This is a genomic window from Streptomyces venezuelae ATCC 10712 (assembly GCF_008639165.1).
GTDB lineage: Bacteria > Actinomycetota > Actinomycetes > Streptomycetales > Streptomycetaceae > Streptomyces > Streptomyces venezuelae.
On record NZ_CP029197.1, the window covers coordinates 7,348,108 to 7,368,831 of the forward strand.

The window sequence follows — 20,724 nt, forward strand, 5'->3', positions numbered from 1 at the left end:
GCCGCCCCCGACCCCTCAGGAGAGGAGGGCGGATGACAGCCCCACCCATCCCCACCACACCCACCCGCACCGACCGGCCGGTCCTGGAGGCCCTCGGCATCCGCAGGGCGTTCCCCGGCGTCCTCGCGCTCGACGGGGTGGACCTGCGCCTCTTCCCCGGCGAGGTACACGCCCTGATGGGCGAGAACGGCGCCGGGAAGTCGACGCTCATCAAGGTGCTCACCGGTGTCCATCCGCCCGACGCGGGAACGGTCTCCGTCGACGGCAGCCCCCAGCGGTTCGCCGAACCGCTGGAAGCGCAGCACGCCGGAATCAGCACGGTGTACCAGGAGGTGAACCTGTGCCCCAACCTCTCGGTCGCGGAGAACATCCTCATCGGCCGTGAACCCCGGCGCCTGGGGCTGGTCCACTGGGCGGCCCTCCACGAACGCGCCGCACGGCTCCTCACCGAACTGGAACTCGACCTCGACGTCCGCACGCCGCTGAGCACGCACTCCCTCGCCGTCCAGCAACTGGTCGCGATCGTGCGGGCCGTGGACGTCAACGCGAAGGTCCTCATCCTCGACGAGCCCACCTCGAGCCTCGACCGGGACGAAGTCGCCCAGCTGTTCGCCCTGGTCCGCAGGCTGCGCGACCGGGGTGTCGCGATCCTCTTCGTCACCCACTTCCTCGACCAGGTCTTCGACCTGTGCGACCGGGTGACCGTCCTGCGCAACGGGCGCCTGGAAGGCGAGTACCGGATCGACGAGCTGACACCCGTCACCCTCGTCCACCGCATGGTCGGCAGCGAACTGCGCGTTCTCGACGAACTGGCCGAGACGTCCCACACCGGCACCACCGAAGGCCCCGGTTCCGGGGACACGCCCTTCCTCAGCGCCCGCGGCCTCGCGCGGGCCGGTGGCGTCCACCCCTACGACCTGGACATCCACCGCGGCGAGGTCATCGGCCTGGCCGGGCTCCTCGGCTCCGGACGCACCGAGGCGGCCCGGCTGCTCTTCGGAGCCGACCACGCCGACGGAGGAGAGCTACGGATCGACGGCGAGCGTGCCGCCCTGCGATCCCCGCGCGCCGCGATCGCCCACAAGATCGCCTTCTGCTCGGAGAACCGCAAGGCGGAGGGACTGATCGGCGAACTCACCGTCCGCGAGAACATCGTGCTCGCCCTCCAGGCCGCACGCGGCTGGACCAGGCCCCTCTCCCGTACCCGGCAGGAGGAGATCGCCGCCCGGTGGATCGAGGTCCTCGACATTCGCCCGGCCGCCCCCGAGGCACAGGTCCGCAACCTCAGCGGAGGCAACCAGCAGAAGGTGCTGCTCGCCCGGTGGCTGCTCACCGACCCCGATCTGCTGATCCTGGACGAACCGACCCGGGGCATCGACATCGGCGCCAAGACGGAGATCCAGAAGCTGGTCACCCGGCTGGCCGCGGAAGGCACCGCGGTCCTCTTCATCTCCGCCGAACTCGAGGAGGTGCTGCGGCTGAGCCACCGCGTGGGCGTCCTGCGCGACCACCGGCTCGTCGCCACCCTCGCCAACGACCCCACCCTGACGCCCGACCGGATCCTGGGCGCCATCGCCACCGGAGCCACCTCATGACCGCACCTGACGACACCGGCGCCGGGGGGCGTCCGGTCCGCGCCCCCGCCGCCCGGCGGCTGATCGAGCACCGCCTGTTCTGGCCCGCCGCGGTGCTGGCCGCCCTGCTGGTGGGGAACGTCGTGTTCACCCATGACTTCCTCGCCGTCCGCGTCCAGAACGGACACCTGTACGGCAGCCTGATCGACGTCCTGCAGTTCGGTGCCCCCCTGATCCTGGTGTCGCTCGGCATGACGCTGGTGATCGCCACCCGGGGCATCGATCTCTCGGTCGGCTCGACGGTCGCCATCGCGGGCGCCCTCGCGTGCGAGCACATCGCCACCGCGAAGGACCCGGGAAGCGTGTCCACCGTCCTTTCGGCGATCGCGGTGGCGGTCGGCGTGGCCGCCGGGATCGGACTGCTGAACGGTTTCCTCGTCGCCCGGCTCGGCGTCCAGCCCATCGTCGCCACGCTGGTCCTCATGGTCGCCGGGCGCGGCGTGGCCCAGCTGATCACCGACGGCCAGATCATCAGCGTCTCCAGCAGCGCCTACAAGATGATCGGCGGCGGCTACTGGCTCACCCTCCCCTTCGCCGTCCTCCTCGCCGCGGTCCTCGTCGCCGTCACCTCCCTCGTCACCCGGCGGACCGCGCTCGGGCTGCTCATCGAATCGGTGGGCGGCAACCCGGTCGCCAGCCGACTCGTCGGCATCCGGGCAGCCGGCCTCCTGGTCATGGTCTACGTCGTCAGCGCCGTCTGCGCCGCGGTGGCCGGCCTGATGATCAGCTCCAACGTGTCCAGCGCCGACGGCAACAACGCCGGCCTGTGGATCGAACTGGACGCGATCCTCGCCGTCGTCATCGGCGGCACCGCCCTGACGGGCGGACGCTTCTCCCTCGGCGGGACGGTCCTGGGCGCGCTGACCATCCAGACCCTCTCGACCACGATCTACACCCTCGGCGTACCGCCCGAGACCACCCTCGTCTTCAAGGCCCTGGTCGTCATCGTCGTGTGTCTCGTCCAGTCGCCCGCGTTCCGCGCGCGACTCTCACGCCGTCGCCGAACGGCCGCCCCGGACCCGGCATCCGCGGCCGACGACCTGACGGCCCGCCGGCAGGAGGTCCACCCGTGAGCACCACCCTCACCAAGCCGCTCCACCGCTTCTCGGCACGGCACGCCGCCCGCCTGCCGCTCATGGTGACGGCCACGCTGCTCGTCGCGATGTTCTCGATCGGCTCCGTGCAGTACGAAGGCTTCTTCTCCGCGCAGGTCCTGCTCAACGTCCTGATCGACAACAGCTTCCTGCTCGTCGTCGCGATCGGCATGACGTTCGTCGTCCTCACCGGCGGGATCGACCTGTCGGTCGGCTCGATGGTGGCCCTGTCGACCATGCTGACGGCCTGGCTCGTCGAACAGAACGGCCTGCCGCTCGCGCTGGCGGTGCCGGTGGTCCTGCTGGTGGGGGCGGGGGGCGGCGCCCTCATGGGCTGGGTGATCCACGCCTTCGAGATCCAGCCCTTCATCGTCACCCTCGCGGGCATGTTCCTCGCCCGCGGCCTCTGCTACATGATCAGCACCAAGTCCATCTCCGTCACCGACCCCACGACCACGCGGATCGCCCAGACGCGGGTGCTCCTGCCCGGGGGCCTGTTCGTCTCACCCGCCGTGATCATCGCCCTGGTCGTGCTGGCAGTCGCCTTCGTCGTCCTCCACCACACCCGCTTCGGCCGCACCGTCTACGCCCTGGGCGGCAACGAGTCCTCCGCCCGTCTCATGGGCCTGCCCGTGGGGCGCACCAAGGTCGCGGTGTACGCCGTGAGCGGCCTGTGCTCCGCCCTCGGCGGTCTGCTGCTGACCTTCTACATGCTGTCCGGCAACGCCCTGCACGCCGTCGGAATGGAACTCGACGCCATCGCCGCCGCCGTGATCGGCGGGACGCTGCTGACCGGTGGCTCCGGTTTCGTCCTGGGAACCGCCCTGGGCGTGACGGTCCTCGGCCTCATCCAGACCATCATCAGCTTCCAGGGCACGCTCAGTTCGTGGTGGACCCGCATCGTCATCGGCGGTCTGCTGTTCGTCTTCATCCTCCTCCAACGCCTCTTCGCAGGATCGCGCCAGGCGGAATAGACCCCTCACCGAGTACGAACCCCTCACCGAGAACGAACCCCGAGCCGTCCTCCGCGTACGAACACGGCCAGGGAGGGGGGCAGGGCCATCCCTGCCCCCCTTTCCGGCTGCGCCCTCTCGCCGACAAGGAACCTCCATGAACCCAGCACCGTCCACCTTCACCGGGGTCCCCCCGGTCTGCCGCCCCGACCCGCACGCCGGACAGCGATGGACCTTCGGCTTCCCCGGCGGACTCACGGCGGAGGTGCACACCCGCGGCGCCCGCCTCCACGGCCTGTGGGTGCCGGACCGGAACGGCACCCCGGCCGACGTCGTCCTCGCTCCCCACGACCCCGCCCGGGCGGCCGACACCGCCCGGTACTTCGGCTCCACCGTCGGCCGTTACGCCAACCGCATCGCACACGGCCGGTTCTCCCTGGACGGGAAGCCGTATCAGCTGACCACGCAGGAGAACGGCCACTGCCTGCACGGCGGCACCGACGGCTTCGACACCCGCCTCTGGGAAGCCGAGAGCGTGCACACACGGGAGTGGACCGGGGTGCTCCTGCGCCTGCGGAGCCCGGACGGCGACCAGGGATTTCCGGGAAACCTCGACGTCACCGTCAGCGTTCTCATCGGCCGCGACGACGAACTCGCCTTCACGTACCGGGCGGTCACCGACGCGGCCACCCTGGTCAACCTGACCAACCACGCGTACTTCAACCTCGACGGCGAGGGCGCGGGCGACATCCTCGGCCACGAACTCGCCGTGCACGCCTCCCACTACACGCCGGTCGACGACGACCTCCTTCCCCGCGGGGACCACCGCCCCGTCGCCGGCGCCGCGTTCGACCTCCGCCGGCCGCTGAGGATCGCCGACGCCCTGGCCCGCCCCGGCGCGGACGGCGGGTACGACCACAACTTCGTCCTGAGCCCGCAGGGCGACGACACCCTCCGCCGCGCCGCCGTCCTCCACGCGCCGTCCACCGGCCGCCGCATGGAGGTGCTGACCACGGAGCCCGGACTGCAGGTGTACACCGCGGGGCAGTTCGACGGAACGGTCCTCGGCAAGAGCGGTACGCCCTACCGGGCGGGCGCCGGCATCGCGCTGGAGACCCAGCACTTCCCCGACTCCCCGAACCGCCCCGGTGACCCTTCCACGGTGCTGCGCCCCGGCGAGGAGTACCGGTCGAGGACGGTCCTGCGGTTCGGCACGGGCGGCTGACCGCGTACGAGCACGCTGACACGGCTGTGCCCGCCGGGGGAGGAGCCGGCGGGCACAGCCGTGATCGGAGGGACGTCAGGCACCCGCCCTGCGCTTGTTCCACACGTCGAAGCCGACCGCCGCGAGCAGCACGAGGCCCTTGATGACCTGCTGCCAGTCGGTGCCCACCCCGACGAGGTTCATGCCGTTGTTGAGGACGCCGAGGACCAGGCCGCCGATGATGGCTCCCAGGACGGTCCCGACTCCACCGCTCATCGACGCCCCGCCGATGAACGCGGCGGCGATGGCCTCCAGTTCGAAGTTCACGCCCGCCTTCGGCGAGGCCGCGTTGAAGCGCGCGGCAAAGACGAGCCCGGCGAGCGCCGCGAGCATTCCCATGTTGAGGAACACGGCGAAGGTCACCTTCTTGTCCTTGACCCCGGACAGCTTGGCGGCCGGCAGGTTCCCCCCGATCGCGTACACGTGGCGGCCGATCACCGCGTTGCGCATCACGTAACCGAAGCCGACCAGCAGCGCGGCCAGGATCAGGAGCACCACGGGGGCGCCCTTGTAGCTCGCGAGCAGCAGGGTGGTGACCACGACGGCGGCGACCAGTGCCGTCAGCTTCAGCGCGAACAGGCCCGTGGGAAGCGGCTCCAGAGCGAACGCGCGCTGGCGACGGCGGTCGCGCACCTCCTGGAACACCACGTAGGCGACCAGTCCCAGGCCGAGGAGCAGGGTCCCGTTGTGGTAGTTGGTCTCCGGCCCCACCTCCGGCAGGAAGCCGTTGGCGACCTTCTGCAGTCCGTCCGGGAACGGGCCGAGCGTCTGGCCCTTGAGGAAGATCTCCGTGAGCCCGCGGAACAGCAGCATGCCGGCGAGGGTCACGATGAACGACGGTATGCCGACGTACGCGATGAAGAAGCCCTGCAGGGCTCCGGCGACGGCGCCCAGCAGCAGGGTGAGGAGCACCGCGACGGGCCAGGCCACATGGTGCTGGACCATGAGCACCGCCCCGATGCCGCCGACCAGGGCCATCAGGGAGCCCACGGACAGGTCGATGTGCCCGGAGATGATGACGATCATCATGCCGATGGCCAGGATGAGGATGTAGCTGTTCTGCAGCACCAGGTTGGAGACGTTCCGCGGCAGCAGGAGGTCGCCACCCGTCCAGATCTGGAACAGGAGCACGATCAGGGCGAGCGCGAAGAGCATCCCGTACTGGCGCATGTTCCGCCGTACGCCGTCCAGGAGCACCCGGGCCAGCGGTGCCCCGGTGGACGGAGCCCCGCGGCCCGGGGGCGCGGGCGTGGTCGATTTCGTGCTGACGTCGGTGCTCATGCCTGGTGTCCTTCGCTGGAGGCGGCGCCTGCGGTGACCGCCGGTGGTGCGGGGGTGTCCTGTGTCATGTGCCGCATCAGGACTTCCTGGGTGGCGTCCTCGCGGGCGACTTCGCCGGTCAGCCGGCCCGCCGCCATGGTGTAGATGCGGTCGCACATGCCGAGCAGTTCGGGCAGCTCGGAGGAGATGAGGAGAATCGCCTTGCCCTCGGCGGCGAGCCGGTCGATCACGGTGTAGATCTCGAACTTGGCTCCCACGTCGACCCCGCGGGTGGGCTCGTCGAGGATGAGGACGTCCGGCCCGGCGAGGATCCACTTGCTGAGAACGACCTTCTGCTGGTTGCCGCCGGAGAGGCGGCCGACCGGCTCGAGGACGTTCGGAGCCTTGATGTTCATCGTCCGCCGGTACCGTTCGGCCACCTTGCGCTCCTCGTGCCCGTCGACGACGCCGCGGCGGGCGAGGGCGCCGAGGGACGCGAGCGAGATGTTCCGGCTCACGGAGTCCCCGAGGTTCAGCCCGTAGTGCTTGCGGTCCTCGGTGACGTACGCGATGCCCTGGGCGACCGCCTCGGGGACCGTGCGCGTCCGTACCTCACGGCCGTCCTTGAGTACGGTGCCCCGCTCGTAGTGGCCGTAGGAACGGCCGAAGACGCTCATCGCGAGTTCGGTCCGGCCGGCACCCATGAGTCCCGCGACGCCGACGATCTCCCCGCGGCGGACCTGGAGCGAGACCCCGTCGACGGCCTTGCGGCCGCGGTCGAGGGGGTGACGTACGGTCCAGTCCCGGATCTCCAGGACCGGGCCGGCGTCGGCCGGGCCCTCGTACGGCGTGCGGTCGGGGAACCGGCTGTCGAGGTCCCGCCCCACCATGCCGCGGATGATGCGTTCCTCGGTGGTGGCGGGATCCCTGACGTCGAGGGTCTCGATGGAGCGCCCGTCGCGCAGGATGGTGACGGAGTCGGCGATCCGGGCGATCTCGTTCAGCTTGTGCGAGATGATGATCGACGTGATGCCCTGGCTCTTCAGCTCCCGCATCAGCCGCAGCAGCTTCGCACTGTCCTCGTCGTTCAGCGCCGCGGTGGGCTCGTCGAGGATCAGCAGGCGGACGTCCTTCGCCAGCGCCTTCGCGATCTCCACGAGCTGCTGCTTGCCGACACCGATGTCGGCGACCCGGGTCTCGGGGTGCTCGTCGAGCCCGACGCGCCTGAGCAGTTCGGAAGCACGGCGCAGCGCCTCGTTCCAGTCGATGACCCCGCGCCGGGACGGCTCGTTGCCGAGGAAGACGTTCTCGGCGATCGACAGATAGGGGACGAGCGCGAGCTCCTGGTGGATGATGACGATGCCGCGCTGTTCACTTGCCCTGATGTCCTTGAACCGGCACGGCTCGCCCTCGAAGAGGATCTCTCCCTCGTAGGTGCCGTGCGGGTGGACGCCGGACAGGACCTTCATGAGCGTCGACTTGCCGGCACCGTTCTCTCCGCACAGGGCGTGCACCTCGCCGCGCTCCACGGACAGGGTCACGTCGGACAGTGCTCTGACCCCGGGGAAGGTCTTGACGATGGACCGCATCTCGAGGACGGGGCCGGCCGGGGGCGGGGCGGAGACGGGGACCGAGTGGGCCGGGGCGGGCGTCACCGCAGTTCCTCGGCCTTGATGTAGCCCGAGTCGACCAGGACCTTCCGGTAGTTCGACTTGTCGACGCTGACCGGGTCGAGCAGGAAGGCGGGGACCACCTTCTTGCCGTTGTCGTACGTGGCGTCGTCGTTGATCTCGGGCTTCTTGCCGGCGAGTACGGCCGTCACCATGTCGGCCGCGACCTGCGCGAGTGCGCGGGTGTCCTTGTAGACGGTCTGCGTCTGCTGGCCCGCGATGATCGACTTCACGGAGGCGACCTCCGCGTCCTGGCCGGTGACGACCGGCAGCGGCTTGGCGGCGCTCCCGTAGTCGTCGGACTTCAGGGCGGACAGGATGCCGATGGAGATGCCGTCGTAGGGGGAGAGCACGGCGTCGACCCGGGCGGTGGAGTACGCGGAGGTCAGCAGGTCGTCCATGCGCTTCTGCGCCGTCCCTCCGTCCCAGCGCAGCGTGGTGACCTGGTTGAGCTGGGTCTGCTGGGACCGTACGACGAGCTGCTTCTTGTCGAGGTAGGGCTTCAGCACCTTCATGGCGCCGTTGAAGAAGTACTTGGTGTTGTTGTCGTCGTTGGACCCGGCGAACAGCTCGATGTTGAAGGGGCCCTTCTTCGAGCCGGCCTTCAGCCCCAGCTTCTCGACGATGTACGTGGCCTGGAGCTCGCCGACCTTCTCGTTGTCGAAGGAGGCGTAGTAGTCGACGTGCGGGGAGCCCAGGATGAGCCGGTCGTAGGAGATGACCGGGATGTGGGCGTCGGCCGCCTGCTGCAGGACGTTGGACAGGGCCTCGCCGTTGATGGCGGCCACGACCAGGGCGTCGACGCCCTGGGTGATCATGTTCTCGATCTGGGCGACCTGCTGGTCGGGGTCGTCCTCGCCGTACTGCAGGGTCGTGGCGAAGCCGGCCTTCTTCAGGCTTTCGGTCATGTTGCGGCCGTCGGCGATCCACCGCTCGGAGGACTTGGTGGGCATCGCGATGCCGATGGTGAGGTCCTTCGTGTCCTTCGACTCCTGGCTGCCGCCCTCGCTGTTCTGCCCGCAGGCTGTCAGGAGCAGGGCACAGCCGGTGGTTACGGCCAGGAGGGCGGATGCGGATCGGAACTTCTTCATGGGTTACCTGGCAATCCCGTCGTCGAGGGCGGCTCCGGCCGGGGGACGGGCTCGGCGGCGGCGCGTGTCCTCGCACCACCGGGACCGCACCGTTCCGGCTGGGTGGCCAGGGCGTCGGCACCCCGGTCGAGGTAGATTGTTAGCGCTCACAACAGAGTGATACAAGAGGCGCTAAGGTTTTTCTCGTATCGATACACAGGCGTAAGCAGGGAGAAGGGAGGCGAACGTGGCGCATCCCGCGGAAGACGTCCGCCCGCCGACGATGGCCGACGTCGCACGCGAGGCGGGGGTCTCCCACCAGACCGTCTCCCGGGTGCTGAGCGATCACCCCAACGTGCGCGCGGCCACCCGGGAACAGGTCACCCTCGCCATCGAGCGGCTCGGCTACCGTCGCAACTCCGCCGCCCGCGCCCTGGTGACGCGCCGTACGAGGACGCTGGGCGTCATCGCCGTCAACACCGCCCTGTACGGCCCCGCCAGCACCCTGACCGGCCTGGAGGAGGCGGCCAGGGAGCAGGGCTACCTCGTCTCGACCGTCAGTCTGCGCACCGGAGAGGGACAGGGGCTCAAGGACGCCATCGACCACCTCGCGTCCTGGGGCGTGGAGGGCGTCGTCGCCATCACCCCGCAACGCTCGCACGTGCAGGCGCTCGCCGAACTGGACGCGCCCTTCCCCGTGGTCACCGTGGAGGGCGGTCATCAGCTCGACCTTCCCGGGGTCTCCCTCGACCAGGAACTCGGCGCCCGCATGGTCACGGAGCACCTGCTCGCCGCCGGCCACGGCAACGTCTGGCACGTGGCGGGTCCCGACGACTGGCTGGAGAGCGAGGCCCGCACCGCGGGATGGCGCACCGTCCTGGAAGAGAGCGGCATCCGCCCCCCGCGCGTACTGACGGGGGACTGGAGCCCGCTGTCCGGGTACCGCGCGGGACAGGAACTCGCGGGACTCGCCCTGGCCCGCCGCGGGGCGACACCGGTCACGGCCGTCTTCGTCGCCAACGACCAGATGGCGCTCGGCGTCCTGCGGGCGCTGCGGGAGGGCGGGATCCGCACCCCCGGGCAGGTCGCCGTCGCCGGATTCGACGACATCCCGGAGGCCGAGTTCTTCCCTCCGCCGCTGACGACGGTCCGCCAGGACTTCGCCGCCATCGGGCGCCGGAGCATCGGGCTCCTGGTGGACCACATCGAGGGTCGCGCCCGGAAGGCCGAGCACCTCCTGGTGGAACCCCAGCTCATCATGCGCGCGAGCACGCGGCCCTCGAACGAGTCCTGACGCGGGGGGCGGGCTCTCGCCACCGCCTAGTGGAGGCCGGTGGCAGGCCTCCTGTTCGCAGTGCCGTAGTGCCGCCGTGCCTCCGTCCGGGGCCTGCCGTCTGTCGACCGGCGGTCGGCGCCCGACGGTCGGCGTCTGGCGCCCGGCCGCGCACGCGCGAGGCGTCCGACGTCGGCGTCTGGCGCCCGATGGCCGGCATCTGGCGACCGGGCGCGCACGCGCGAGGCGTCCGACGGCCGACGTCCGTCGCCCGATGGGCCGGCGTCTGGCACCTAACGGCCGGCGTCTGGCGATCGGGCGCGCACGCGCCGCGGTCCGCCCGCGCAAGCCCTCCGTCGACCGTTCCGTCCGCTCGTCTCCCGCCGGGCCGGCCGCGACGCCGAGGCCGTCTGCGCCGGGCCGGCCGCGACGCCCGGCCCGTCTCCAACGGGTCGGCCGCGACGCTCGGGGCCGTCTCCCACCCGGGTCGGCCGCGACGCCTGGGGGCCGTCTCCACCGGGTCGACCGTGACGCCGAGGCCGTCTCCACCGGGTCGACCGTGACGCGCGGGGCCGTCTCCTCCGGGCCGGCCGTGATGCGCGGGGCCGTCTCCTCCGGGCGGCCACGACGCCGAGGCCGTCTCCACCGGCCCGGCCGCAACGCCGACGCCGTCTCCACCGGGCCGGCCGCGACGCGCCAGGCCGTCTGCACCGGGCCGTTCGCGACACCCGGGCCGTCTCCAGGCCGACAGGTGAGCGCTCACTTCAGAAGCCCGTCTTCCCGCCGAAAGTTCGGCAAGAACTGCACGCAGCTCTTGTCCAGACTGATTGTGAGCGTTAACAATCAGGGTGCTTCTCCGGCCTTGTTCATGACGAGAGAGACCGCATCGTGACCACACGCACCCCTTCCGGCCCCGCAGCCCCGCAGCATCCCGAGGCATGCACCATCGGAGTCGACTTCGGCACCCTCTCCGGGCGCGCCGTCGTGGTCAGGGTCCGGGACGGCGCAGAACTCGGTTCGGCGGTCCACGAGTACCGTCACGCGGTCATCGAGGACCACCTTCCCTCCACCGGCGCCCCCCTGCCCCCCGACTGGGCCCTGCAGCACCCCGAGGACTGGCGCGACGTCCTGCGTACCGCCGTACCCGCGGCGCTCGCCGACGCCGGAGTCGACCCGGACCGCGTCATCGGCATCGCCACCGACTTCACCGCCTGCACGGTCCTGCCGACCACCCCGGACGGCACCCCGCTCGCCCTGACGCCCGAGTGGGCCGACCGCCCGCACGCCTGGCCCAAGCTGTGGAAGCACCACGCGGCCCAGGAGCAGGCCGACCGCATCAATGCCCTCGCCCACGCCCGCGGTGAGAAGTGGATCGCACGGTACGGCGGCAAGATCTCCTCCGAGTGGCAGTACGCCAAGGCCCTCCAGCTCCTCGAAGAGGACCCCGCCGTCTACGCCGCCTGCGCCCGCTGGATCGAGGCGGCCGACTGGATCGTCTGGCAGCTGACCGGCACCGAGTCCCGCAACACCTGCACCGCCGGCTACAAGGGCATCCACCAGGACGGGACGTACCCCTCGCCCGCCTTCCTCGCCGGACTCCACCCGGACTTCGCCGACTTCCCCGCCACCCGCCTGGAGCACCCCCTGTCCCCGCTGGGCTCCCGCGTCGGCACCCTGAGCGGCCGGGCCGCGCACTGGACCGGTCTTCCCGAGGGCATCGCCGTCGCGGCGGGCAACGTCGACGCCCACGTGGCCGCACCCGCGGCGGGCGCCGTGGAGAACGGCCGGATGCTCGCCATCATGGGCACCTCCACCTGCCACGTGCTCAACGGCGCCACCCTCGCCGAGGTCCCCGGCATCTGCGGGGTCGTCGACGGCGGCATCGTCGAGGGCGCCTACGGTTACGAGGCCGGTCAGAGCGCGGTCGGCGACATCTTCGCCTGGTGGCTCCGCCAGGGCGTCCCGGACCACTACCGCGCCGAGGCCGAGGAGTCGGGCGAGGACCTCCACGGACTCCTGACCCGCAAGGCCGCGGACCAGCCGGTCGGCGCGCACGGCCTGGTCGCCCTGGACTGGATGAACGGCAACCGTTCCACCCTGGTCGACCACCACCTCTCCGGCGTCATCGCCGGCCTCACCCTCGACACCCGCCCCGAAGACGTCTACCGGGCCCTGCTCGAATCCACCGCGTACGGCACCCGGATGATCGTCGAGACCTTCGAGGGCGGCGGCATCCCCGTCGAGGAGTTCATCGTCACCGGGGGACTGAAGAAGAACGCGCTGCTCATGCAGATCTACGCCGACGTGCTCCGCCGCCCCGTCTCCGTCGGCACCTCCGAGCAGGGGCCGGCGCTCGGCTCCGCCATCCACGCCGCCGTCGCCGCGGGCGCCTACCCCGACGTCCGCTCCGCCGCTTCCGTGATGGGCAGCGTCCAGCGCCACGCGTACGTGCCCGATCCCGCCCGGGCGGACGCCTACGACGCGCTGTTCCAGGAGTACCGCGCCCTGCACGACCACTTCGGTACCGGAGCGGACCTCCTCCTGCACCGCCTGCGACGCATCCGCAACACCGCCCGCCTCGTCACCACCGGCTGACCGGGCCGCCGCCCCCGCCGACCTCCGTCGGCGCGACCTCTCCGCCCCCGCACCTCCGAGGAGCACACCCGACATGACGCTCGCCCAGCCCGACCGCGAGATCTGGTTTCTCACCGGAAGCCAGGCCCTCTACGGCGACGAGACCCTGGCCCAGGTCGCCGACCAGTCCCGCGCCATCTGCGACACCCTCGCCAGGCAGCCCCGGATGACCGTCCGCGTGGTGTGGAAGCCGGTTCTCACCGACGCGGCCGCCATCCGCGCGATCTGCCTGGAGGCCAACGCCGACGACCGCTGCATCGGTCTCATCGCCTGGATGCACACCTTCTCCCCGGCCAAGATGTGGATCGCCGGCCTCGACGCCCTGAGCAAGCCCCTGCTCCACCTGCACACCCAAGCCAACCGCCAACTGCCCTGGTCCACCATCGACATGGACTTCATGAACCTGAACCAGGCCGCCCACGGCGACCGCGAGTTCGGCTTCGTCCAGACCCGCCTCGGTGTCCCGCGCAAGACCGTGGCGGGCCACGTCTCCACCCCCGAGGTCGTCGACCGCATCGCCGGCTGGGCCCGGGCGGCGGTCGGCCGCTCCGAGCTCACCACCCTCAAGCTCGCCAGGTTCGGCGACAACATGCGCGACGTCGCCGTCACCGAGGGCGACAAGGTCGAGGCGCAGCTGCGGTTCGGGGTCTCGGTCAACACGTACGGCGTCAACGACCTCGTCGCCGCGGTCGACGCCGCCGACGAGGACACCGTCACCGCCCTCGTCAAGGAGTACCAGGACCTCTACACCCTCGCGCCCGAGCTGCGGCCCGGCGGCGAGCGCCACGCATCCCTGCGCTACGCCGCCCGCGTCGAAGCCGGTCTGCGCACCTTCCTCACGGAAGGCGGGTTCCGCGCCTTCACCACCAACTTCGAGGACCTCGGCGGTCTGCGCCAGCTGCCCGGCCTCGCCGTGCAGCGCCTGATGGCGGACGGTTACGGCTTCGGCGGCGAAGGCGACTGGAAGACCTCCACGCTGCTGCGCGCGTTGAAGGCCATGGCCCACGGCCTGCCCGGCGGCACCTCCTTCATGGAGGACTACACCTACGACCTCACGCCGGGCCGGGAACTCATCCTCGGCGCCCACATGCTGGAGGTTTGCCCCTCCCTCACGACGGCCACGCCCCGCTGTGAGATCCACCCGCTCGGCATCGGCGGACGCGAGGACCCGGTCCGTCTCGTCTTCGACGCGGATCCCGGTCCGGCCGTCGTCGTCGGTCTCGCCGACATGGGCGACCGGTTCCGCCTCGTCGCCAACCACATCGACGTCGTCGCCCCGCCCGAGCCGCTGCCCAAGCTCCCCGTCGCCCGGGCCGTCTGGCGCCCCCGTCCCGACCTGCGCACCTCCACCGAGGCCTGGCTGACGGCCGGAGCGCCGCACCACACCGTCCTGACCACCGCCCTCGGCGGCGAGGAGCTCGACGACCTCGCCGAGATGCTGCGGACCGAACTCGCCGTCATCGACGAGGACACCACCGTCCGGACCTTCACGCGCGAGCTGCGCTGGAACCAGGCGTACCACCGTCTGGCCCAGAGCCTGTGAGCACCCCCGCCACCCCCGCCACTCCCACGAGGACGGAGCCCTCCGTGACCACCGCCGTCTCCAAGGATCTGCGCCGGGAGGTGCTGGAGGCCAACCTCCGCATCCCACGGGCCGGTCTCGCCACCCTCACCTGGGGCAACGTGAGCGGTGTGGACCGACAAGCCGGCGTCTTCGTCATCAAGCCCTCGGGCGTGGCCTACGACGTGCTGAGAGAGGAGGACCTGGTCGTCGTCTCCCTGTCCGACGGAAGCGTCGTGGAGGGCCACCTGCGACCGTCCACCGACACGGAGACGCACCGGAGCCTCTATCTGGCCTTCCCCTCCATCGGAGGCGTGACCCACACGCACTCCACCCACGCCGTCGCCTTCGCCCAGGCCCGGCGTGCGATACCGGTGCTCGGCACGACCCACGCGGACACCTTCAACGGCCCCGTCCCCGTCACCGCGGCCCTCACCCCCCAGCAGTGCGCCACGGACTACGAGTACAACACCGGTCAGGTCATCGTGGACCTGCTGGACCGTGACGACACCCGGGCCCGCGAGGTCCCCGGCGCCCTGGTGGCCCACCACGGCCCCTTCACCTGGGGCGCCGACGCCACCGCGTCCCTGGAGCACGCCATCATCTGCGAGGCGGTGGCCGAGATGGCCCTCCACACCATCGCCCTGGGCACGGCCGAGCCCCCGCAGCACCTCCTGGACCGCCACTTCACACGTAAGCACGGTCCGGACGCCTACTACGGCAACCCTTCCTCCACCTGAACGCGCCGAGGGGAGCCAGGATCATCCTGGCTCCCCTCCAGGGTGCGCCGCGGTGGGTCAGGTGCGGGTCCAGCGCTGGTTGCCGCTGTTCCAGCAGGAGTAGAGCTGGATCAGCGTGCCGTTGGCGGTGCCGCCGGCAGCGGCGTCGAGGCAGAGGCCGGACTGGACACCGACGATGGAACCGTCGGAGTTGAGGCGCCACTTCTGGTTGTCGCCGCCCCAGCAGCTGTAGATCTGGACCTTGGCGCCGTTGCCGGTGCCGGCGGCGTCCAGGCACTTGTCGCCGTAGACCCTGAGCTCACCGGCGGCGGTGAGGGTCCACTGCTGGTTGGTGCGGTTGTTGCAGTCCCACAGCTGGACCTGGGTGCCGTCGGCGGTGCCGGCTCCGGGTACGTCCACGCAGCGGCCCGAGGCGACTCCCTTGATCGGCCCGGCGCCGGGGGAGGGGGTCGGAGTGGGGTTGGGGTTGGGGGAGACGGAGTTGAGGGCGTTGAGGACGGAGGAGTAGGCGGGCTTCTTGCTGCCGTCGCCGTTGAAGAGCAGCGGAGTGTGCTCGGCTCGCCAGGAGTCGGTGTCGCGGACACCCCAGACGGTGATGCCGAGGCAGCGCGGGACGGCCAGGCAGTCGTTGGTCACGTTGGCGTAGGTCGTGCCCGAGGCGCCCTGGATGTCGAGTTCGGTGATGGCCACGTCGACGCCGAGGGCGGCGAAACTCTGGAGGGTGGTGCGGAAGTTGCTGTTGTAGGGGCTGTCGTTGTTGAAGTGCGACTGGAAGCCGACGCAGTCGATGGGCACGCCGCGCTGCTTGAAGTCCTTGACCATGGCGTACATGGCCTGGGTCTTGGCCCACGTCCAGTTCTCGACGTTGTAGTCGTTGTAGCAGAGCTTGGCGGCCGGGTCGGCGGCGCGGGCGGTGCGGAAGGCGACCTCGATCCAGTCGTTGCCGCTCCGCTGGAGGTTGGAGTCCCGGCGCGCTCCCGAACTGCCGTCCGCGAACGCCTCGTTGACGACGTCCCACTGGCCGATCTTGCCCTTGTAGTGGGCCATGACGCCGTTGATGTGGTTGGTCATCGCCGTGCGCAGCGCGCTGCCGCTGAGGTTCTGCATCCAGGCGGGCTGCTGGGAGTGCCAGGCCAGGGTGTGGCCCCGTACCTGCTTGCCGTTCTGCACCGCCCAGTTGTAGACGCGGTCGCCGGCGGTGAAGTCGAAGCGGCCCTGCTGGGGTTCGGTGGCGTCGATCTTCATCTCGTTCTCGGCGGTCACCGAGTTGAACTCGCGGTTCGCGATCGTCGTGTACGTCGAGTCGTTGAGCCTGCCCGAGGCGATGGCGGTGCCGAAGTACCGGCCGCTCTGCTTCGCCGCGGCGCCGAGCGTGCTCTCGGCGGCGTGCGAGGTGAGGGGCGCCACGAGCACGGTGGCGGCGCCGACGGCGCCGACGAGCAGCGCCGCGCCGAGGCCGCCCAATTTCCGGCGGACGGTGGACGGGGGAAGGGAATGTGAACGCATGGCTGAACCTCCGGTACGGAATTCAGGATGGATGCGAGCGCGGCGGAAGGATTCCGCGAGGGTGATGTCCGCGTGCGTGGAAGGTGCGTGGAAAAGGAAGCGGACCATCAGGGCGCAGTGATGCGAGGCCGGTGCCGCGACATGCAGGTCAAGGGGCGGTGGCGACCTCCGGATTCAGTCTGGAAACACCGCAGGAACATGTCAAGTGTTTCGAAGATGTTTCGGTGGCGCGGCCCGATAATGGGGCTCTTGAGGCCTCTCGAAAAGGGTCCTGAAAGGAATGTCGAGAGAGCCATGACGGAGCAGTCCTTATCGAAAGTATTTCGACAAGGACTGCTCCGTCTATTAGTGAGTGCTTGCTTCGGTTCACATGTCCGGGTCGTCGATGCCCGTCGCCCCGGAGGACGGGTGCGGATACGCGAGGTCGAACCACCTGAAGTGGGCGTGGTTCGTGGACGGGTGGCCGTGGGAGGTGGCGTAGAGGCCGAGCTGGACGCTGGTGAACAGCGGCGTGAGGAACGTGGCTTCGACGGAGGCCAGGTCCTGCCAGGCGCCGTCGGGTGCCGCGTGGGCGAAGGCGTGGCCGAAGCCCCGTACGCGCACCCCCAGGCGAACGGGCCCCGCAGGGACGGGAACCCTGGCCAGGACCTCGGGCCCGCGGCGGAGGACGAGTCCTTCCCCGGTACGGAGGAACAGCAGGTGGGTGTCGTCGTCGAGGACTACGGCGAGGCCGGCCTGTTCGCCCGGTGCCGCGGGGGTGAAGTGCAGCTCGGTGGAGACGTCGCAGACCGGCTGTTCCTGCGGGCGGACCAGGAGGGAGGGGACGGCCCGTTCGCCGAGGCGGTCGGGGCGCAGCTGGAGGCGGAGCCCGTCGCCGGTGGTCCAGAACGGCGCGGGCGGGGTGCGCAGGATGTTCCAGTCGGCGCTGAGGGCGGCGAAGTCGTCGTGGAGAGGGCGGCGGGGGCTCGTGTGGTCGACGGGGGAGAAGACCGGCCGTCCGTCATGCCACGTGACCTCGCTGAGGAAGGTCTCGCGGCCGATGGCCGAGCCCGGGCGGACGCCCAGCAGGACGGCCCGCCAGTCGCCGTCCGGGGTCTGTACGAGGTCGGCGTGCCCGGTGCAGGTGACGGGGCCCTTGGAGGGCGCGAGCACCGGATTGCCGGGGACGCCGCGGTACGGGCCGGTCACGCGCTCGGCGCGGGCGGCGACCACACTGTGGTCCACATCGGTGCCGCCCTCCGCGGTGAGCAGGAGATACGAGCCGCCGATCCGGTAGAGGTGCGGAGCCTCCGGCCACCGCGCGTCCGGACGGCTCCCCGACCACAGGACGTACTCGGGCCCGGTGAGCCGGCGTTCGTCGGGCAGGTACTCCCGCATCCAGATCTCGGTGCGGCCGGCGGCCTCGTCCAGCACCCGGGCGGCGGTGAACCAGGCCCGCCCGTCGCCGTCCGGCCCGTCGTCGAAGAACAGCGACGGGTCGAAGCCCGCGCCGTCCAGCCAGTACGGCTCCGACCACGGCCCCGCCGGGTCGGTCGCCGTGACGACGAAATGGCCGGGGCCGTCCATCAGCGTGCACACGAGGTGGAAGACCCCGTCATGGTGCCGGATCGTCGGCGCGAACAGGCCGCGGGACGGCTCGCACCCGTCGAGGTCGAGCTGCGACGGCCGGTCCAGCGCGGAGCCGAGACGCCGCCAGTTCACCAGATCGCGGCTGTGGAACACGGGAAGCCCCGGGAACCATTCGAAGCTGGACGTCACCAGGTAGTAGTCCGCCCCCACGCGGCAGACGGACGGGTCGGGCCGGAAGCCGGGGAGTACGGGATCGCCGAACCAGCCGGTCACGGCACCGGGACGATCTCGACCGGCACGGACAGCACACGGTCGGCCCCCGGATGACGTACGGGGCCGCTCAGCGTGAAGGAGCCGCGGAGCGGAAGGTCGCCGCTGGACCGTCCGACGGCCACACCGATCTCGCCGGGCTCCACTCTCCTGCGCAGGTCGACCCCGGTGAAGGAAGTCCGGTCGGCGTGGACGGAGAAGGTGACCCGGGCGGCCTCGCCCGGCCGCAGCTCCACCCTGCCGAATCCGGCGAGCCACCGCTCCGGTCGCACGACGGACGCCTCGGGGTCCGAGAGGTAGAGCTGGACCACCTCGGTCCCGGCCACCTCGCCGACGTTGCGTACGGTGACCGCGACGGAGACGGCGCCGTCCGTCGGGGCGACGGGATCCACGGAGAGATCCGAGCAGGTGAAGCTGGTCCAGCTCAGCCCGTGCCCGAACGGGAACAGCGGAGTCGGGTCCACCGAGCTCCAGTCGGTGCGCCCGCCGAGCCGGGAGTGCAGGTACGTGCCGGGCTGTCCGCCGACCTGGCGGGGGATGGAGACGGGCAGCCGCCCGGACGGTTCCGCGGCGCCGCTGATGATCCGGGCCAGCGCCGTCCCGCCCTCCTCGCCGGGGAAGAAGGCCTGGACGACGGCCGCCGCGCGATCCGCCAGCGAGCCGAGCGCGTAGGGGCGTCCGGAGACGAGGACCAGGACGGTCGGCACCCCGGAGTCCAACACCGCGGAGGCGAGCGCGGCCTGATCGCCCGGCAGGTCGAGGGTCTCGGCGTCACAGCCCTCTCCCGAGGTGCCACGGCCGAACATGCCCGCCCGGTCGCCGAGTACCAGCACGTTCACCTCCGGATCCTCCGCGGTGACCGTGAACCCGGCAGCGGTGAGCGCCTCGCCGAGCGTCGGGATCTCAAGACCCGGGGCGCCGGGCAGCGCCAGGTGGTTGGGGAAGGAGTAGCAGCCCAGGAACGAGTGGGGGTCGTCGGCGTACGGCCCGCTGACCGCGACCCGGCACGGACGCAGCGGCAGGATGCCGTCGTTGGCGAGCAGCACGGTGGACCGCTCGGCCAGGAGCCTGGCCAGGGCCCGGTTCTCCGGCGGGTCGAGGTCGACCGGTTCGGGCTTGACGGGTTCCCAGTCGGGGTCGAGCAGACCGAGTTCGGCCTTCTGCAGCAGGACCCGCTCCGCGGCCCGGTCGACGAGCTCCTCGGGTACGTCTCCCGAGCGTACGAGCGCGGTCAGCGGCTCGCCGTAGCAGCGTGCCGTGGGCAGCTCGACGTCGATTCCGGCGGTCAACGCCAGCGCGCCCGCCGCGCCGCGCGACCCCGCGACGCCGTGCCGGCTCTCCAGGAAGGAGACGGAGTAGTAGTCGGCGACGACGACGCCGCCGAAACCGAGCTCGTCCCTGAGCAGCCCGGTCAGCAGGCCTTCGTGGGCGGCGACCGGGACGCCGTCCACGTCGGTGTAACTGTTCATCACCGACCGGGCGCCTCCCTCGCGCAGCGCCCGTACGAAGGGCTCGACCAGCACGTCGGCGAGCTCGCGCGGCCCCGAGGAGACGGGGGCCATGTTCCGGCCGCCGCGCGAGGCCGAGTAACCGGCGAAGTGCTTGAGCGTCGCCACGATGCCGGCGCCTTCCAGGCCCTGCACGTACGCGGTGCCGATCGCTCCGACCAGATAGGGGTCCTCACCGATGCACTCCTCGGTCCTTCCCCACCGGTAGTCGCGGACCACGTCGAGCACCGGAGCCAGCCCCTGGTGGACGCCGACCCGCCGCATCCCCGCGCCGATGGCCCCGGCCATCCGCCGCACCAGCCCGGGATCGAAGGACGCGCCCCAGGCGAGCGGCCCGGGGAAGACCGTGGCCCCGAACGTCATGAACCCGGTCAGGCACTCCTCGTGGGCGATCGCCGGGATGCCGAACCGGCCGGCCTCGGTCACCTGCCGTTGGAGTGAGGCGAGCCGCTCCATCCCGGCTTCCGCGGTGATCGGCGCGGTTCCGTACACCCGGGTGAGCTGGCCGAGCCCGTGCCCGGCGATGTCGTCGAGACCCGGCGCGGGCTCGCCGGAGTCGTCCTCCATGGGCGCGACGGGTGCTCCGGGGTCCGAGGGCAGCGCCCAGAAGCCGGCGAGTTGCCCCGCCTTCTCCTCCAGCGTCATCCGACTCAGCAGATCGGCGACTCGCACGGAAGCGGGCAGCAGAGGATCGCGCCAGGGCTCGGTCAAGGGATTC

The 20,724-nt window shown here is 71.0% G+C and carries 14 protein-coding genes; 8 read left to right on the forward strand and 6 right to left on the reverse strand.

Annotated elements, in window-relative coordinates:
• Positions 1–32: 32 nt before the first annotated feature.
• The 4 genes from DEJ43_RS33620 to DEJ43_RS33635 all read left to right on the forward strand — a co-directional run bounded on the left by DEJ43_RS33620 (position 33) and on the right by DEJ43_RS33635 (position 4,906).
• Positions 33–1,595 carry a sugar ABC transporter ATP-binding protein gene (locus DEJ43_RS33620; protein ID WP_015037899.1) on the forward strand — a complete coding sequence of 521 codons (1,563 nt, stop codon included), beginning with the start codon at positions 33–35 and terminating at the stop codon, positions 1,593–1,595.
• Positions 1,592–2,707: an ABC transporter permease gene (locus DEJ43_RS33625; RefSeq protein ID WP_015037900.1), complete on the forward strand. Its 1,116-nt coding sequence runs from the start codon at positions 1,592–1,594 to the stop codon at positions 2,705–2,707. Before DEJ43_RS33620 ends, DEJ43_RS33625 begins: the two co-directional genes overlap by 4 nt.
• Positions 2,704–3,702, forward strand: a complete 999-nt coding sequence (gene yjfF / locus DEJ43_RS33630; protein ID WP_015037901.1) for a galactofuranose ABC transporter, permease protein YjfF — start codon at positions 2,704–2,706, stop codon at positions 3,700–3,702. Before DEJ43_RS33625 ends, yjfF begins: the two co-directional genes overlap by 4 nt.
• A gap of 136 nt (positions 3,703–3,838) precedes the next feature.
• On the forward strand, positions 3,839–4,906 hold the full coding sequence (locus tag DEJ43_RS33635) for an aldose epimerase family protein (RefSeq protein ID WP_015037904.1): 1,068 nt from the start codon (positions 3,839–3,841) through the stop codon (positions 4,904–4,906).
• A 75-nt stretch (positions 4,907–4,981) separates the two neighbouring features.
• Here DEJ43_RS33635 and mmsB read toward each other — a convergent pair whose 3' ends face one another.
• From mmsB to chvE, 3 genes are all read right to left on the reverse strand, one after another.
• Entirely contained in the window at positions 4,982–6,226 is a 1,245-nt protein-coding gene (gene mmsB / locus DEJ43_RS33640; RefSeq protein ID WP_015037905.1) for a multiple monosaccharide ABC transporter permease, read from the reverse strand.
• Positions 6,223–7,794: a multiple monosaccharide ABC transporter ATP-binding protein gene (gene mmsA / locus DEJ43_RS33645; RefSeq protein WP_051026225.1), complete on the reverse strand. Its 1,572-nt coding sequence runs from the start codon at positions 7,792–7,794 to the stop codon at positions 6,223–6,225. Before mmsA ends, mmsB begins: the two co-directional genes overlap by 4 nt.
• A 62-nt stretch (positions 7,795–7,856) precedes the next feature.
• Positions 7,857–8,966, reverse strand: coding sequence for a multiple monosaccharide ABC transporter substrate-binding protein (gene chvE / locus DEJ43_RS33650; RefSeq protein ID WP_015037907.1), 1,110 nt, complete (start codon positions 8,964–8,966; stop codon positions 7,857–7,859).
• A gap of 226 nt (positions 8,967–9,192) precedes the next feature.
• Between chvE and DEJ43_RS33655 the strand changes: the two genes are divergently transcribed.
• From DEJ43_RS33655 to araD, 4 genes are all read left to right on the forward strand, one after another.
• Entirely contained in the window at positions 9,193–10,239 is a 1,047-nt protein-coding gene (locus tag DEJ43_RS33655; protein WP_015037908.1) for a LacI family DNA-binding transcriptional regulator, read from the forward strand.
• 867 nt (positions 10,240–11,106) lie between these two features.
• Positions 11,107–12,813, forward strand: coding sequence for a ribulokinase (gene araB, locus DEJ43_RS33660; protein ID WP_015037909.1), 1,707 nt, complete (start codon positions 11,107–11,109; stop codon positions 12,811–12,813).
• 73 nt (positions 12,814–12,886) lie between these two features.
• A complete protein-coding gene (araA, locus tag DEJ43_RS33665) occupies positions 12,887–14,395 on the forward strand; it encodes an L-arabinose isomerase (RefSeq protein WP_015037910.1) in 1,509 nt (502 codons plus the stop codon).
• A 44-nt stretch (positions 14,396–14,439) separates the two neighbouring features.
• Positions 14,440–15,153 (forward strand): L-ribulose-5-phosphate 4-epimerase AraD, encoded by a 714-nt coding sequence (araD, locus tag DEJ43_RS33670; RefSeq protein WP_041663193.1) that lies wholly within the window; start codon positions 14,440–14,442, stop codon positions 15,151–15,153.
• A gap of 57 nt (positions 15,154–15,210) precedes the next feature.
• Here araD and DEJ43_RS33675 read toward each other — a convergent pair whose 3' ends face one another.
• From DEJ43_RS33675 to DEJ43_RS33685, 3 genes are all read right to left on the reverse strand, one after another.
• Positions 15,211–16,659, reverse strand: a complete 1,449-nt coding sequence (locus DEJ43_RS33675) for an endo-1,4-beta-xylanase (protein ID WP_015037912.1) — start codon at positions 16,657–16,659, stop codon at positions 15,211–15,213.
• 366 nt (positions 16,660–17,025) lie between these two features.
• A complete protein-coding gene (locus DEJ43_RS33680) occupies positions 17,026–18,501 on the reverse strand; it encodes a glycoside hydrolase family 43 protein (RefSeq protein ID WP_015037914.1) in 1,476 nt (491 codons plus the stop codon).
• Entirely contained in the window at positions 18,498–20,717 is a 2,220-nt protein-coding gene (locus tag DEJ43_RS33685) for a beta-glucosidase (protein ID WP_015037915.1), read from the reverse strand. The genes DEJ43_RS33680 and DEJ43_RS33685 overlap by 4 nt, the downstream gene beginning before the upstream one ends.
• Positions 20,718–20,724: the final 7 nt, after the last annotated feature.